The organism is Rhodoferax sp. (genome assembly GCF_034519335.1).
Lineage (GTDB): Bacteria > Pseudomonadota > Gammaproteobacteria > Burkholderiales > Burkholderiaceae_C > Allorhodoferax.
The window spans coordinates 38,222-53,320 of record NZ_JAXHOL010000023.1; the positions used below are offsets into that span (position 1 = coordinate 38,222).

Consider the following 15,099-nt stretch of genomic DNA (forward strand, 5'->3'; position numbering starts at 1 on the left):
CTGGGATAATCCCGCCCATGTCTTCTGTCTTGCCACTGTCCGGCACCCCCACGTCCATTTTCAATCCTTGGCGCCTGTCCGTCGCGCCGATGATGGACTGGACGGATCGCCATTGCCGCTATTTCCACCGCTTGCTGAGCCGCCACGCTTTGCTCTACACCGAGATGGTGACCACCGGTGCCCTCATCCACGGCGACGTGCCGCGCCACCTGCGCTTCAACGCTGAAGAGCACCCTGTGGCCCTGCAGCTGGGCGGCAGTGAGCCGGCGGACCTGGCGCAGGCTGCCAAACTGGGCCAAGACTGGGGCTATGACGAAATCAACATCAACTGCGGCTGCCCCAGCGAGCGTGTGCAACGCGGTGCCTTCGGTGCCTGCCTGATGAACGAGGCGCCACTGGTGGCCGACTGCGTGAAGGCCATGGTGGATGTGGTGGACGTGCCGGTAACGGTGAAGCACCGCATTGGCATCGACAAAGAAGAGAGCTATGGCTTTGTGCGCGACTTTGTGGGCACCGTAGCCGACGCGGGCTGCACCGTGTTCATCGCCCACGCCCGCAACGCCTGGCTCAAGGGACTGAGCCCGAAGGAAAACCGCGAGATTCCCCCTTTGCGCTACGAGCTGGTGCACCAGCTCAAGCAAGACTTTCCCCACCTCACCATCGCCATCAACGGCGGGCTGACCACCAGCGCGCAGGTGGCCGAGCAGCTGGAGCATGTGGACGGCGTGATGCTGGGCCGCGAGGCCTACCACAACCCCTGGTGGCTGGCCGAGTGGGATGCTACGTTTTTCGGAGCTGCTCCCGCAGAGCTGACGAGGGATAGCGTTGAATTGGCTATGGTGGAGTACATGGAGCGGGAAGCTGCAGAGCACGGTACCTCTTGGTACAGCATCGCCCGCCACATGCTGGGCCTGCGCCACGGCTTGCCGGGTGCGCGCAAGTGGCGCCAGGTGTGGAGCGACCACCGCCTCAAGACCCTGCCTGCCCGTGACGTGATGGCGATTGCCCGGGGCACTGCGCTTGCTGCGGCCTGAGCAGGAGCGCTGGGCCCTGCTGGGGCTGTGGCTCATTCCTGCGTTGTGGGCGGTGAATTTCATCGTCGCGCGCTGGGCGCCCGGCACCGTGGCGCCGTATGCGCTGGCGCTGGGGCGCTGGGCCATCGCCGGCATGCTGCTGGGCGCCGTGGCACGGCATGAGCTGTGGGCCCAGCGCCGTGCCATTCTTGCCGTTTGGTACCAGTACGTGTTGTTGGGCTTTTGCGGCATGTTGGTCTGCGGTGCCTGGGTTTACCTGGGTGCGCGCACCACCGGCGCCATGAACATCGCCCTCATTTATGCCGCGTCGCCGGTGCTGATTGCCGTGGGTGCGGTGCTGTGGTTGGGTGAACATTTCCGCTGGACACAAGTGGCGGGCGTAATGGTTGCGCTGGCCGGTGTGGTGCATGTGGTGGTCCAAGGCCAGTGGCTGGCACTGGGCCAGGTGCAATGGGTGGTGGGTGACGCGTGGATCGTGGCGGCCATGGTCGCCTGGGCGGCCTACGCGTTGCTGCAAAAGCTATGGCCCAGCCCGCTGGGCTCCACCGCGCGGCTGGCGGCCATTTGTGCCGGTGGCGTGCTGGTGCTGATCCCTTGCGCGGTGTGGGAAGCCGGCTTGCCTGAAACGCCCGCCTGGTCGTGGGCCGCCACTTGGCTGGTGCTGGCCGCGGCGCTGGCGCCGGGCTTGGGAGCGTACTGGATTTATGGCGCCGCGCAAAAAGTGCTGGGCGCGAGCCGGGTGGCGGTCACGCTGTACCTGGGTCCGTTATACGCAGCCTTGGCTGCCTGGGGCGTGTTGGGTGAGCCGCTGGGTGTGCACCATGTGGTGGGGGCCGCGCTGATTCTGCCCGGTGTGTACTGGGTGTCGCGGCGCTAAGACGCTTCAGACGCGCAGGAGACAGCCATGGCCAAGCGCGCGCATCACCATGTCTACGTGGTGGAGTTGTCCCCCAAAGTGCTCGACATTGCCAAGTTCATGCGGGCCAACCCGGGCTACATCACCGGCAAGCCCTGCGTGTATGTGGGCATGACCGGGCTAGACCCTGATATTCGGTTTGACAAGCACAAGGCCGGCATCCAGGCGAACCGCTATGTACTGAAATTTGGCCTGCGTTTGTTGCCCGACCTGTACGAGGCCTACAACCCTATGCCCTACGAAGCAGCGCGCGACCTGGAGGTGGAATTGGGGATTAGCCTGCGAGCCGCAGGGTTTGGGGTGTGGCAGGCCTAGGGGGGCATTTATGAGTCAAGAAATTGGCCTCTAGCGCCCATGGAATATGCGTGAGTAGCTATCAAAAGAGGAGTGATCGATATGTCAACTACGGTTGTACCGACAACAGGGCGTGCACCCGCCGCGGCTTTTACGGCGCTGGACGCCCACGTGTTCCGCGCCAGCCAGCTCACACGCGGCCCCTGGCACCCGCAGCAGCAGCACGCCGGGCCCCCCATTGCGCTGCTGAGCTATGCGCTGGAGGCGGCAGCCCAGAGTCACGGCCTGCAACATATGGCGCGGCTCACGGCCAACCTGCTGCGCCCGGTGCCGATAGCCGACATAGAGGTGCGTGTGCAGGAGGACTATGTGGGCCGCAACGCCGGGCACTTCTCGGCCATTGCGCTGGCCGATGGCAAAGAGCTGATCCGCGCCACCGCCCTGTTCCAGCGCGAGGGCGAGGTGGACATTCCCAGTGGTTTGCCCGGCCACCCGCTGCCCAAGGCGCCCAAGTCGCCAGCAGATTCGCCCGTGCAGCGCTTTCCGTTTGCCCGCGGCGAACTGGGCTACCCCGATTTGGTGGAGACCCGGCTGGCTGCCGGCCGCATGTTCGCAGGGCCCAGTGCGGTGTGGTTCCGCCTGAGCTACCCACTGGTGCAGGGCCAAAAACCTAGCCCTTACCAGCGCGTGGCGGTGGCGGCCGATTCGGGCAACGGCATCAGCGCCATCCTCGATCTCTCCACCCATGTTTTCGTCAACTCCGACCTCAGCATCAACCTGCTGCGCCGCCCCGTGGGCGAGTGGATCTGCCTGGATGCGCGCACCCATTTGTCCAGCCACGGCGGCGGTCTGGCCGAGTCGGCGCTGTACGACGAAGCGGGCTTGATTGGGCGGGCCACGCAGAGCCTGTTTGTGCGCAAGCGTGACTGAGTTACGCAGCCACCGAATGGCCCGGATTTAGCAGCGGTAACGCAGCCCCCGGGATGTCGCGATCACCCGGTCACTGCTACCGCGCGGAAGCTTCTCTTCGTGCGCGTTGTACTGAAGGCCCAGACGCAGGAAAGCCGGTAAAGCCTGTGCTTAGAAAAGAAGGTGGGTAGCAAATCCCAGTATTTTCAAAGCCGCAAATTGCCACGCAATCAACATGCTAATTGCCAGTTAACTTGCATGGGGAAAACCCTAGACTGAATTTAAATTCAACTAGGGAGTGTTCCATGTTTCCGTCAGCCCGCTCGACCCACATCGCCTCAAACGAAGAGGTTTTGCCATTCCGGGTCGAAATAGTTGCGCGTCGAGCGCTTCAAGAAGTAGCCACTTTGCGGGCGCAGACCTATGGTAAACACTTGCCCGATTTGGCCGCTCAGCTTGGTCAACCCGAGCCCGCCGATTTCTCTCGTGGCTGCGAAGTATTTGCCGCCAGGTCCAAGCTGGACGGCAGCTTGCTGGGCACGCTCCGAACCCACGCCAATGTGTACAACCCTTTGCCACTGCAGGCGTCCATAGAGCTACCCCATCGCTTCCGCGGGACCCGCATGGTGGAAACGACACGGCTTTGTGTCAAGGGAGGGCTTGGTGCCTCCACCGTGCGAAATGCCCTGTTCAAAGCAATGCACCAGTATTGCCTGGACCAGAACGTGGATTGGATGGTGGTTGCAGCACGCAGGCATGTAGACCGCATTCATGACAGTTTGTTGTTCGAAGATGTCAAAGAGCCACGCGTGTATTACCCGATGGCGCATGCCGGAGGCGTGCCGCACCGCGTGTTGAGTTTTTCGCCGAGCAACGCCGAGCAACTGTGGCGGACACATCAGCACCCGCTGTATAGCTTCATATTTGAAACGCACCATCCCGATATCGACATTTCCAGGGCGCAGGATTTGAACTACGAGTGGCAATGCCCAGATGGTGGTGCCACTGTGACCTATCTGCCAGAGCGCAGGCTGATGCCCAGGCAGCCCACCAACACCGCGGTATCGCAGCCAATGGCCTTGAGGGCCTGACAGTCCGGTCAGTGTCCAGGCGTTCTCAAGTCAGGGGCATGTATGCAGAGGGGAACAGCGACATGTTGTCGGTCGATTCTCTCTGCAAGGTTCGAATGAAATCCATGATCTCGGGGTCTTCAATGAAATCAGCACCACTCTTGGCCGCCAGGATGCGCTCGGGCATCACGGGTTTGCTGATGCCGTAGCCTTGGGCGTAGTCGACACCGGCTGCTGCCAGCACTTTGATCGTGGGCAGGTCCTCGGCAAATTCGCCAATCGATTTCATGCCCAGGCTGTTCACCAGGCCAGCAAGGGCTTCCACAATCGCCATGCCGGACGGACTGTGTGCGGCATCGCGCACCAGCGATCCATCGAGCTTCAAGGCATCTACCGAGAGCTGCTTGAGGTACCCAAAGGACGAATAGCCCGCGCCAAAATCGTCCAGCCCCACCTTCACGCCAATGCTGCGCACCCGATCTATGAAGCGCTGCATCTTGTGCATGTCGGTCAGGGCCACGGTCTCGGTGATCTCAATGCAGATCATGGATGTGGCAACCGGATGCTGTTCGAACAGTGCAAACAGTTCCGCGGTGAATGTGTCGTCGTTGAGCGAGCCGCCCGAGAGGTTGACTCCGACGAAGCGCGTGTTCACCAAGGAGGCTGCGTGTGTCTCCAGCCACGCAATGGTGGTGTTGACGACCCACCGGTCAATGATGGCAGTCTTGCAGTGGGCCTCGGCTGCGTTGATGATGATGCCCGCGGGAAGTACCTGACCATTCGCCTTGCGCAGGCGCAGCAAGACTTCAAAGTTCAAGGAATCGAAAGGTGCAGTTAAGGAAATCTCAGGCTGCATCACCAGAAACAGGCCCGCTGGCGTTTCGCCACGCTCCAGCGCAGCAATAAGGTCCAGCTCTTCCTTGTGGTGCTGAAAGAACTGGTTGCCCGATTCCATCACCACCAGACGTTCGCCGCTGCGGCTTTTGGCAACGCGGCACAAAGTATCCGCAGCGGAAATCACTTCGTTCAAAGGGGCTTCGCTAAACTGCGCAGTGCCCACGAGGCCACCCGACACGCTGAGGGAAAAACTCTGCGAGTCGATGGGATAGCTCGCCGAGGAAATGTCATGGACGATGTCCCTGCAGATGCTGGAGGCCTCTTCCATACTGGCTTGGGAGAAGGCCACGACAAACTCATCGGCTCCCATCCGTGCCAGCATATCGTTGGGCCCCAGGTGTTTTTGTATGCGGCGGCAGACTTGCTTGAGCACGTTGTCCCCGGCGGTATGTCCGTAGAGGTCGTTGATCAACTTGAAGCGGTCCAGATCCAGATAAGCCAGCGCGTCGGGCTGTCGCTCATACCGTTCTAACGTGCGCGTCATACCTCGCAGGTTCAGGCACCCGGTCAGGGGGTCGTGGTTGACCATGAACTCCAGCCGCTCATTGGCCCGCACCCGCTCGGTAATGTCTTGCAAGGTTCCTTCCACGGTGCTGCCATTTGCGGTTGACGCTTTGATGGAGAACCAGTGGTCCAGCCGCGTCTGGATATTGGTGACTTTGGTTTGCAGTTCGACTGAGTGGTGTGCGCCGGTGTACTGCAGCTGGGCGATGGCATCAACCACCTCGCGCCCGAATAGCTGTGCGACATGGGTTGGTACGTCGGGGCCCATGCCCGCGAGCATGCGCTGGAAGGCCGGATTGGTGTTCAGCAAGAGGCCCCCCTTGCCGACCGTAAAAAGGCCAATCGGCGAATCCTTGTAGGCCGCTTGAACGGTTTTTTGGGCCTCGATTTTTTCCAGCCGATCGGTGCGCATGTCTTCGGCCATGGCGAGTGAAGCGAGGAGTGCAGAGGCAATGGCGGCTGTGACGTGGTTGAATCCCGCCATCAGCACGACCTGTCCGGTGGCGGCTACGATGACTTCGGCCAAGCCGGCCAAGGTGGCTATGGCAATCGACGCCGCGTACCAGCTCGCTACGCGGGAGGGTGTCTTGCGCAGAATCTTTGCTAGGTACCAGGCAATGATGGCAGTGCCCGCTGCGGTGCATGGCCAGATCGCACGCAAGGTTTGTTCGAACGTGAGCAATAGGGGTAACGAAACTATAACCACAGCGGATACTTGCAATAGCACCAGTGTCCAGCCTGCTTTAAGTTCGTCCAACTCTTTCTTGAAAAGCTGGCTGAATAACGCAACGGTCATGGAGAAGTACAGGCAGACCGTCCATTGCCGCATCCCTATGACCATGGATGGATCAATCACGATGCCAAACATGTCCCAATCCGTCCCGGCCGAGAGGGACGCCATGCGCATATTGAGTAACAGCCAACCGACGAAAGTCCAATACAAGCGGCTGCGTGTCACCCAGGCGGTCAGCAACATAAAGAGGGCCAGGACGCCAATACCCACCTCCAAAGTTGCGCCTGCATTTTTGTGGGTAGCTTGCGCGTTCCGCAATTCGTCCACTGGCCACGAACGGGCCGATATCTTGGCCGGACCACGGAACGCAGCCTTGCATACCACTTGGTCCAAAGAGCGTTCAGGGATTCCTGCAAGGGCGAATCCGCCCCGGCTGTAAGACAGTTGTCCCCCGACCCCGCTACGCGAGGCCGTACCCAAATGCCTGTCGTCAGCGATGTCCCAGCAGGAGAGTGTGACCAAGTGCCGCGATGGAAACTCAATCACTTGTTTTTTGCCGTCGAAAGCCGGACCCGCGCTCAGCGCAAACCAGAAGTCCTGCGTTGCGAGCTTGGTTTCATACGATGTTATGGGGGTGCTGTTTTCAAGAAGGCCCAGCGCAGCCTTGTGGTCGGGCACTGGTGTGACGGAATCTTGCATCCATACACGGATCGGCAGGACCTCGGATGACACCGGATCGACCTGCGTGAGCTTCAACATGAGCACACCAATGGCAATCGCAACCAGCAGGGTTGGGATCAGTACGGATGCGAGCCTATCGAGTAATTTTTCGATGTGCTTTCGGATTGCCACGGGTTTAAGAACAGAGTGCCGTACAACCTCTCCGGGTCGTGCAGGCGGGACCAGACCTCACTGATGAGACGCGATGGTATCCCAATACATGCACGGCCTACGGCATGTCTATGCAAGTGAAATTTCGACTTACTCTGCCGCTTCCAGACCATTGGCAAAATGTTCGCGCACCCGCTGTACTGTCAGCGCGGCGTCGCGCGCAGTCAGCGCGTCCATGATGGCGCGGTGTTCGGCCAAGGATTCTTCGATACGGCCGGTTTTGAGCAGGGAGTTGTGGCGGTTCAGCTTCATGACCTTGCGCAGGTCGGCGACCATCTGGTCGCGCCAGCGGTTGTTGGCGATCTCTAGCAATCGCATATGGAACTTCTCGTTCACTGCAAAGAACTGGTCGGTGTTGGCCTTGCCGGGCTTGGCTGCGGCTTCCAATGCCTTGTGCAAGGTCTGCAGCTCTTTGAGTTCCGCGTCCGTGGCTTTGGTGGCTACGACGCCAGCCGCGTCGCTTTCCAGCAGGCTGAGCAGGTGGTACACGTCGGCCAGGTCCTGCTGCGACACTTCGGTCACATAGGCGCCGCGGCGCACTTTCATGGTTACCAGGCCTTCGGTGGCCAGCACCTTCAGTGCCTCGCGCAGCGGGGTGCGGCTGATGCCGATTTCTTCGGCAATCTTCAGTTCGTCGATCCAGGTGCCCGGCTCCAGCTCACGCTTGAAGATGCGCTGGCGCAGCAGCTCAGCGACTTCTTCGTACAGGGCGCGGTGGGCGAGAGGGGGCGTGGCAGGTGGCATAGATGGCAGGTGTACAGGGCTGCCAGATTGTAAAGGTGTGCCGTCTCAAAATACATAATTACGAATAATGCAGAGGCTAGTTCTGCTCAGGCAGAAGCCGGAAACACGGGCCACTGGGCGTCCAGGCGACCCTGATCGAACACCGCCAGCGGGCCAAACTGCAGAAACACGGCCTCGCTTTGCCGGGGGCGGAAAAACACCCAGTCGCCTGCCCGCAGGCCCACGGAGGGTGGGGCCACCATGACCTGCTGGTTGGACGACGGGCCATACAAGCTGCTGGCCTGTACGCCCGGTGGTGACACCGGGTCGGCCAACCAATGCCCGCCGTGGATGGCGAGCGCTTGGCGCTGGTTGACATCCCACCAGCGGGCGAGGGCAGAGACAGTTTCTGCGCCGCGTGGCAGTCGGAAGGTCTCCATGGTTTTGAGCACTGGCGTCGCGATAAAGGCGGCGGGCTCCAGACTGGTCAGCGACGGTTTGTCAAAGTCCAGTGGTTTGACGGCCGCCGAGCCGACGGACAGTTCATTGGGGGCGTGCTGGTCATGGTGCAAATGGAAGGTGGGGGAGCCCGCGGCATTGAGCGTCCATGGCGCGGCGCTGGCACTGCCCAGCGCTTGGCGGGCCAGTGCCAGCATGTCGGCGTAGCGCGCTTGGGCGTGGGCCAAGGCCTGGCTGCGGTTGCCCGGCAGGTCGGGAATAGCCGCCAAGTGGGCGTCGTAGCCCATAAGGCCCGAAAACTCCAGCAAGGGTTCTTCGCGCAGCAGGGCCAACATCTCAGTCATCTGCTCTGCAGTTTCCACCCCGCCACGGTGCAAGCCCACGTCAATTTCCAGATTGATGCGCAGCGGGCGCCCAAGGCCCTGCGCCAGCGTGCGGTAGTCTGCCAGCAGGGCCGGGCTGTCCACCAGCCATTGGGTGCGCAGTGCGGCCGGGCTGTTGCCTGCTTGCTCCAGCGCCCATCGCGCGGCGGAGGCGCGCAAGGGTTTGCCCAGCAGCAGGTCCAGCTGGGGGCGCGCTTTCGCGATCAGGACCAGTTGCTGCGCATTGAACAGCATGGCACGCTCGGTTTGCCAGGCGACCAAGGCCTCGTCCAGCAGGGGTAGAGAGGGCAAGGACTTGACCACCACGCGCAGCGGAAGCTTGGGGTGGGCCAGCGTGCGGATACGATTCAGATTGGCCTTCAGGCGGGTTTTGTCCACCACCAGGGTGGGCTGGGCGGGGTGGTCTTGCAGGGCATGGGCCAGTGTCTGGAAGTAGGCGTCATGGGCGCCCCCGCGGTCACCCGGGCGCAGGGCCACTGCAGCGGCTACGCCAGTGGCGCTAGCGCCCAAAATCAGATGGCGGCGTTGCATGTTCAGGCTCCCATCAGGATGCGTTGCAGATGTGGATTCAGCATGCGGCCTTGGGGGTCGAGCTGGCGGCGCACGGCCAGGAAGTCGTTCCACCGCGGGTAGAGCCCGCGAAGCTCTGCCTGGCTGCGGTCGTGCAGCTTGCCCCAGTGCGGGCGTCCGCCATAGCGGCGGAAGATGACGCCCATGTCACGTAGCAGGTAGTCCCAAGGTTCATCGTGTGCGGCATGCACGGCAATCGAGCAGCTGGCCCGCTGGTAGAAGGGGGAGAGCCAGGCATCGTCGGCGGCGATAAAGCGGAACTCGACCGGGAAAAACACATCGTTGCGCAGCTCCAGTGCGGCCAGCACCTCGCGCAGGCAGGCCACGCCGTCGGCCTGGGGCACATGGCATTCGGTTTCATTGAAGCGGGTGGGGCGCTGGGTGGACAGCAGTTTCCACGACCAGTCCACGGCCTCCTCCTGCAAGCTGGGGTCAATCAGGCGCTGAGCCACCCAGTGGCGCATGGCAGGCCAGCGGCCAAACCAGTCGCGCAGGCGTTTCAGGTCGGCCAGCACGTCCTCGTCGGGGGCTTCGGTGCGTGCCTGAGGTTGCTGTTGCACCTCGTCGTGCACGATGGCCGCACCGTAGCCTGTGTGGGGCAGCAGGTAGCACTCAAACTGCCGGTGCGCGGCCGCCAGGCGTGGAATGGCGCGTAGCAGCTCCTCCGTCGGCAGCAACCAGGCCTTGCGCCGCAGCACATGGCGTGGGCGCACGCGCAAGGTCATTTCGCCAATGGCACCCAAGGCCCCCAAAGACACTTGGGCTGCCGCAAACACCTCGGGGTGCTGCTGGCGGCTGCACTCCAGGCGCTGGCCGGTGGGGGTGAGCAACACCAGTTGCTGCAGGTCCGCGTGCAGGGCGGGCAGTTGCATGCCGGTGCCGTGGGTGCCGGTGGCCATGGCACCGGCCAGGGTTTGCACATCAATGTCGGGCAGGTTGCGAAACGCCAGACCCACGGCGTCCAGCGCCCGTGAGGCCTGGGCCAAGCGTGTGCCAGCGCCCAGCGTGGCGGTGGCGGTTTTGAGGTCGTGCTGGCGCAAGCCTGAGAGCCGGTCCAGCGAGAGCAGGCTGCCTGTGGTGGGCACAAGCGGGCTAAAGGAGTGGCCCGCGCCCAGGTTGCGCAATGGGGGCGGGGCGGTTTGCAGCAGCTGCAGCACTTCGGTCTCGTCGGCTGGTGCTTTCCAGGCTTGGGGCTGGCAACTTTGCAAACCTGACCAGTTGTGCCAGCCCTGCGGGGCGGTGCCGGTTTGGGCGACAGCCGGGGGGCGCAGGCCAGCCATTAAGGCAGTTGCTGTCAGGGTTTGCAGGATTTGACGGCGTTGCATGCTCACTCCTTGGGGGCCCGCAAGTAGGCGATGAGTTGCTGAAAGTCCTCTTGGTTGCATTCGGCGCACCAAGCCATGGGCGGCATGGCGCCTTTGCCCTGGCGCACGCTGGCGAGCAGGGCGGCGTCGCCCTGGCTTGCGCGGCGCGCCCACTCTGCGGCATCACCTTGCTGGGGTGCGCCGCTGCCTTTGGCGGCGTGGCAATGGACGCACGCACGCTCGTACAGGCCTTGCAAGCGGGCGTCTAGCACCACGCGGGGCAGAGCATCTGGGCCGGGCTGGGGGCTGCACGCATTAAGGGTGAGCAGCCACAAGGTTGCTATTGAGAGCCAAAAAAGACGGCGTGCTAAAAACATAGTAAAAACTAGTTTATTGGGTTTTACGCTTCCGCCCACCGGGGAGAACCCTAGGCCGCAGGCCGGTGCTACCATGAATCAAAAGCCCTCCTGACCCATGACGGACCTTGCGAAAAAGACGACAACGCCGCAACAAGTGCGGGCCCAGCAAACCTACGAGCGCATCCTGGAGGTGGCCGCCGAGGTGCTGGCCGAAGCCGGCTTGGACGGCCTGACGACAAACCTCGTCTGCAAACGCGCAGGGCTGACGCCGCCCACGCTGTACCGCTATTTCCACGACAAATATGACCTGCTGGCGGTGCTCGGGCACCGGCTGATGGACGCCCAAAACCAGGTGTTGTTGGGCTGGGCCACGCCAGCGACACTGCGCCAGCCACCACAGGCGCTGGGCCGCAGCGTGCTGGAGCTGTTTGCACAGGTGCTGGAGGTGACCCGGGCCTACCCTGCGGGGGTGTCTATCACAAGGGCGGTGCAGGCTGTGCCTGCCTTGCACGGGGTGGTGCTCGAATCGCACCGAAGCATGGCTGCAGCCCTGGCTGCGGTGTGCCAAGAGGCTTTCCCCCAAGCGCCGCCCGAGCGGGTGCGGGCGATGACGCGCGTGGCCATCCAATGTGCCTATAGCCTGATGGAGATGCTGTTCGATGAGCCTGAGCAGCCCGTGGAGTTGGTTGGCGAGGGGCTGGCCCGGGTGGTGGTGGCCCTGGTGGACGATTTGCGTCCCTGAGTCGTTTCCTCTGCTTGTCTGTCTTCTTGTTTAATTTATAATTATGAATAATGAAACCCATCGCCCCGCGTTACTTGTGGAGATAAGCATGCAAGCACCTGCCCAGCCGGATCAGCCGGAAGAAATGTTCAAAACAGCCACCCTGGAGCAGTGGGCAAAGGCCGCCGCGAAGTCCGCGCCCGGCGGCAATGTGGACGCGCTGAACTGGATCACACCCGACGGCATCGCGGTCAAGCCGCTCTACACGGCGGCAGACACAGCCGACCTGAAGCACGCCGACACGCTGCCGGGCTTTGAGCCGTATCTGCGCGGCCCGCAGGCGACGATGTACGCGGTGCGCCCCTGGACGATCCGCCAATACGCCGGTTTTTCGACGGCCGAGGAGAGCAATGCCTTCTACAGAAAGGCACTGGCGGCAGGTGGCCAGGGGGTGAGCGTTGCGTTCGACCTGGCCACCCACCGAGGGTATGACTCCGACCATCCGCGCGTCACGGGCGATGTGGGCAAGGCAGGAGTGGCGATTGACTCAGTGGAAGACATGAAGATCCTGTTCAACGAAATTCCGTTGGACAAGGTGTCGGTGTCGATGACCATGAACGGCGCGGTGTTGCCGGTGCTGGCGGGCTATGTGGTGGCGGCCGAAGAGCAGGGCGTATCGCAAGACAAGCTCTCGGGAACGATTCAGAACGACATTCTGAAAGAGTTCATGGTGCGCAACACCTACATCTACCCTCCCGCGCCCAGCATGCGCATCATCGGCGACATCATTGGCTACACCGCCAAGAACATGCCCAAGTTCAACTCGATCTCCATCTCGGGTTACCACATGCAGGAGGCGGGCGCGAACCAGGCGCTGGAGCTGGCTTTCACGCTGGCGGACGGCAAGGAATACGTGAAGACGGCTATTGCTACCGGGCTGGATGTGGACGACTTCGCCGGGCGCCTGTCGTTCTTCTGGGCGATTGGCATGAACTTCTATTTAGAGGTTGCCAAGATGCGCGCGGCACGGCTGCTGTGGTGCCGCATCATGAAGGGCTTTGACGCCAAGAACCCGAAGAGCCTGATGCTGCGCACGCACTGCCAGACCAGCGGTTGGAGCCTGACAGAGCAAGACCCGTACAACAACGTGGTGCGCACCACCATCGAAGCGATGGCTGCGGTGTTTGGCGGCACGCAGAGCCTGCACACCAACAGCTTCGACGAAGCCATCGCACTGCCCACCGAATTCAGCGCCCGCATTGCCCGCAACACGCAGCTCATCATCCAGGAAGAAACCCACATCACCAACGTGATCGACCCCTGGGCCGGCAGCTACATGATGGAGAAGCTGACGCAGGACATGGCCGATGCCGCCTGGAAGATCATCGAAGAAGTGGAAGCCATGGGCGGCATGACCAAGGCCGTGGACAGCGGCTGGGCCAAGCTGAAGATCGAAGCCGCCGCTGCCGAGAAGCAGGCGCGCATCGACAGCGGCCAGGACGTGATCGTCGGCGTGAACAAGTACAAGTTGAAGAACGAAGACCAGATCGAAGCCCGCGACATCGACAACGTGGCCGTGCGCGAAAGCCAGATCGCCCGCCTCCAAGATATCAAGGCGAAACGCGACTCCGCGCTCGTGGAGTCTGCGCTAGCTGCTATCACTTCTGCAGCAGAGTCCGGTACCGGAAACCTGCTGGACTTGTCCATCAAAGCCATCCGCCTGCGCGCCACAGTGGGTGAGGTGAGTGATGCGTTGGAGAAAGCCTTTGGCCGCCACCGCGCCGATACCAACAAGGTCAGCGGCGTGTACGCAGCCGCCTACGACAGCGCCCAAGGAGACACCATGGAGTACTGGAACGCCCTCAAGGCCGACATCGCCGGCTTTGCCGACAAACAAGGCCGCCGCCCCCGCGTGATGATCAGCAAGCTGGGCCAGGACGGCCACGACCGCGGCGCCAAAGTGGTAGCCACCGCGTTTGCTGACCTGGGCTTTGACGTGGACATGGGCCCGCTGTTCCAGACCCCCGAAGAATGTGCCCGTCAGGCAATTGAAAACGACGTACACGCGGTCGGCGTATCGACCCTGGCCGCGGGCCACAAGACCCTGGTGCCCGCCATCATCGCCGAGCTCAAGAAGCAGGGTGCTGACGACATCATTGTTTTTGTAGGCGGTGTGATTCCGCGCCAGGACTACGACTTTTTGTACGCCGCAGGCGTCAAGGGTATTTACGGCCCTGGCACGCCGATCCCGGTGAGCGCACGGGATGTGCTGAGCCAGATCGAAAAGGCACTCGGGTGACACCTGAAACCGTGCAGGCCGGTCTGTTGGGGGGCGAGTCTCTCCTGCAGCGCCGCGCTATTGCCAAAGCCATTACCCTGCTGGAGTCCACCCGCGTGGACCACCGGGCCCAGGGTGATGCGCTGCTCACCGCGCTCTTGCCACACACTGGTAAGTCGTTCCGGCTGGGCATCAGTGGCGTGCCCGGCGTGGGGAAAAGCACCTTCATTGAAGCGCTGGGCCTGTACCTGATTGAACAAGGCCATCGCGTGGCGGTGCTCACCATTGACCCGTCCTCTTCGGTATCCGGCGGTTCCATCCTCGGCGACAAAACGCGCATGGAAAAGTTGTCCATGCACGAGAAGGCCTTTATTCGCCCCAGCCCGAGCAGCGGCACGCTGGGCGGTGTGGCCGAGAAAACGCGCGAGGCCATGCTGGTCTGCGAGGCGGCAGGCTACGACATCGTGATTGTCGAAACTGTGGGCGTGGGTCAGAGCGAGACAGCAGTGCAGGGCATGACCGACATGTTTGTGCTGATGCAGCTGCCCAACGCGGGCGACGACTTGCAGGCCATCAAAAAAGGCGTGATGGAGCTGGCCGACTTGGTGGTCATCAACAAGGCCGACATTGACGCCGATGCCGCCACCCGCGCGCAGGCGCAGATCACCTCCAGCTTGCGCTTGCTGGGCATGCACGGCAACCCGAATGACCCGCATAGCGACAAGCACTGGGCCCCCAAAGTGATCAGCTTGAGCGCGTTGTTGGGGCGGGGCGTCGACACCTTCTGGCAAGCCGTGTGCGAATTCCAGACCCTGCAAACCGCCAACGGCTTGTTCAGCCAGCGCCGCCAGAACCAGTCGCTGTCGTGGATGTGGGAGCGCATCGACGCAGGCTTGAAGCAAGCCTTCAAACAAAACCCGGCGGTGCGCGAGCAGCTGCCCCAGCTCACCGCGGCGGTGCAGGCAGGCCAGATGGCTGCCAGCACTGCAGCAAGAAATCTGCTCTCAGCGCTCGAACTCACTGCGCAGGCAGCTCCTAAATAGATAGCAAAAGA

The 15,099-nt window shown here is 62.2% G+C and carries 13 protein-coding genes; 8 read left to right on the top strand and 5 right to left on the bottom strand.

What is annotated here, in order from left to right:
* Nucleotides 1–17 precede the first annotated feature (17 nt).
* The 5 genes from dusA to U5O12_RS09790 all read left to right on the top strand — a co-directional run bounded on the left by dusA (nt 18) and on the right by U5O12_RS09790 (nt 4,244).
* Complete coding sequence (gene dusA / locus U5O12_RS09770; protein WP_322578450.1) at nt 18–1,034, top strand: tRNA dihydrouridine(20/20a) synthase DusA; 1,017 nt, start codon at nt 18–20, stop codon at nt 1,032–1,034.
* Nucleotides 1,021–1,911 (top strand): DMT family transporter, encoded by an 891-nt coding sequence (locus U5O12_RS09775; protein WP_322578451.1) that lies wholly within the window; start codon nt 1,021–1,023, stop codon nt 1,909–1,911. The genes dusA and U5O12_RS09775 overlap by 14 nt, the downstream gene beginning before the upstream one ends.
* Before the next feature lie 27 nt (nt 1,912–1,938).
* Nucleotides 1,939–2,265, top strand: a complete 327-nt coding sequence (locus tag U5O12_RS09780; protein WP_322578452.1) for a hypothetical protein — start codon at nt 1,939–1,941, stop codon at nt 2,263–2,265.
* Between the two features lie 81 nt (nt 2,266–2,346).
* Nucleotides 2,347–3,174 carry a thioesterase family protein gene (locus U5O12_RS09785; protein ID WP_322578453.1) on the top strand — a complete coding sequence of 276 codons (828 nt, stop codon included), beginning with the start codon at nt 2,347–2,349 and terminating at the stop codon, nt 3,172–3,174.
* Between the two features lie 284 nt (nt 3,175–3,458).
* The gene (locus U5O12_RS09790; RefSeq protein WP_322578454.1) at nt 3,459–4,244 is read left to right on the top strand and encodes an N-acyl amino acid synthase FeeM domain-containing protein; all 786 of its coding nucleotides are present in this window, start codon (nt 3,459–3,461) and stop codon (nt 4,242–4,244) included.
* Nucleotides 4,245–4,269: 25 nt separating this feature from the next.
* Here the strand turns inward: U5O12_RS09790 and U5O12_RS09795 are convergent, their stop codons facing one another.
* From U5O12_RS09795 to U5O12_RS09815, 5 genes are all read right to left on the bottom strand, one after another.
* On the bottom strand, nt 4,270–7,209 hold the full coding sequence (locus U5O12_RS09795) for a putative bifunctional diguanylate cyclase/phosphodiesterase (protein WP_322578455.1): 2,940 nt from the start codon (nt 7,207–7,209) through the stop codon (nt 4,270–4,272).
* 129 nt (nt 7,210–7,338) lie between these two features.
* Nucleotides 7,339–7,992 carry a GntR family transcriptional regulator gene (locus U5O12_RS09800; protein ID WP_322578456.1) on the bottom strand — a complete coding sequence of 218 codons (654 nt, stop codon included), beginning with the start codon at nt 7,990–7,992 and terminating at the stop codon, nt 7,339–7,341.
* An 86-nt stretch (nt 7,993–8,078) separates the two neighbouring features.
* Nucleotides 8,079–9,344 (bottom strand): alanine racemase, encoded by a 1,266-nt coding sequence (locus tag U5O12_RS09805; RefSeq protein WP_322578457.1) that lies wholly within the window; start codon nt 9,342–9,344, stop codon nt 8,079–8,081.
* 2 nt (nt 9,345–9,346) lie between these two features.
* On the bottom strand, nt 9,347–10,708 hold the full coding sequence (locus tag U5O12_RS09810; protein ID WP_322578458.1) for a D-arabinono-1,4-lactone oxidase: 1,362 nt from the start codon (nt 10,706–10,708) through the stop codon (nt 9,347–9,349).
* 2 nt (nt 10,709–10,710) lie between these two features.
* Nucleotides 10,711–11,022 (bottom strand): c-type cytochrome, encoded by a 312-nt coding sequence (locus tag U5O12_RS09815; protein ID WP_322578459.1) that lies wholly within the window; start codon nt 11,020–11,022, stop codon nt 10,711–10,713.
* Between the two features lie 139 nt (nt 11,023–11,161).
* Here U5O12_RS09815 and U5O12_RS09820 point away from each other — a divergent pair, with 139 nt between their 5' ends.
* From U5O12_RS09820 to meaB, 3 genes are all read left to right on the top strand, one after another.
* Entirely contained in the window at nt 11,162–11,788 is a 627-nt protein-coding gene (locus tag U5O12_RS09820) for a TetR/AcrR family transcriptional regulator (protein WP_322578460.1), read from the top strand.
* 88 nt (nt 11,789–11,876) lie between these two features.
* Entirely contained in the window at nt 11,877–14,066 is a 2,190-nt protein-coding gene (gene scpA / locus U5O12_RS09825) for a methylmalonyl-CoA mutase (RefSeq protein WP_322578461.1), read from the top strand.
* Nucleotides 14,063–15,088 (top strand): methylmalonyl Co-A mutase-associated GTPase MeaB, encoded by a 1,026-nt coding sequence (gene meaB / locus U5O12_RS09830; RefSeq protein WP_322578462.1) that lies wholly within the window; start codon nt 14,063–14,065, stop codon nt 15,086–15,088. The genes scpA and meaB overlap by 4 nt, the downstream gene beginning before the upstream one ends.
* Nucleotides 15,089–15,099 lie beyond the last annotated feature (11 nt).

What these genes read in the sequence shown, in the direction of transcription:
- U5O12_RS09820 (WP_322578460.1), top strand. Translation starts at nt 11,162, where the DNA reads ATGACGGACCTTGCGAAAAAGACGACAACGCCGCAACAAGTGCGGGCC.
- U5O12_RS09800 (WP_322578456.1), bottom strand. Translation starts at nt 7,992, where the DNA reads ATGCCACCTGCCACGCCCCCTCTCGCCCACCGCGCCCTGTACGAAGAA.
- scpA (WP_322578461.1), top strand. Translation starts at nt 11,877, where the DNA reads ATGCAAGCACCTGCCCAGCCGGATCAGCCGGAAGAAATGTTCAAAACA.
- dusA (WP_322578450.1), top strand. Translation starts at nt 18, where the DNA reads ATGTCTTCTGTCTTGCCACTGTCCGGCACCCCCACGTCCATTTTCAAT.
- U5O12_RS09780 (WP_322578452.1), top strand. Translation starts at nt 1,939, where the DNA reads ATGGCCAAGCGCGCGCATCACCATGTCTACGTGGTGGAGTTGTCCCCC.
- U5O12_RS09790 (WP_322578454.1), top strand. Translation starts at nt 3,459, where the DNA reads ATGTTTCCGTCAGCCCGCTCGACCCACATCGCCTCAAACGAAGAGGTT.
- U5O12_RS09805 (WP_322578457.1), bottom strand. Translation starts at nt 9,344, where the DNA reads ATGCAACGCCGCCATCTGATTTTGGGCGCTAGCGCCACTGGCGTAGCC.
- U5O12_RS09810 (WP_322578458.1), bottom strand. Translation starts at nt 10,708, where the DNA reads ATGCAACGCCGTCAAATCCTGCAAACCCTGACAGCAACTGCCTTAATG.
- U5O12_RS09785 (WP_322578453.1), top strand. Translation starts at nt 2,347, where the DNA reads ATGTCAACTACGGTTGTACCGACAACAGGGCGTGCACCCGCCGCGGCT.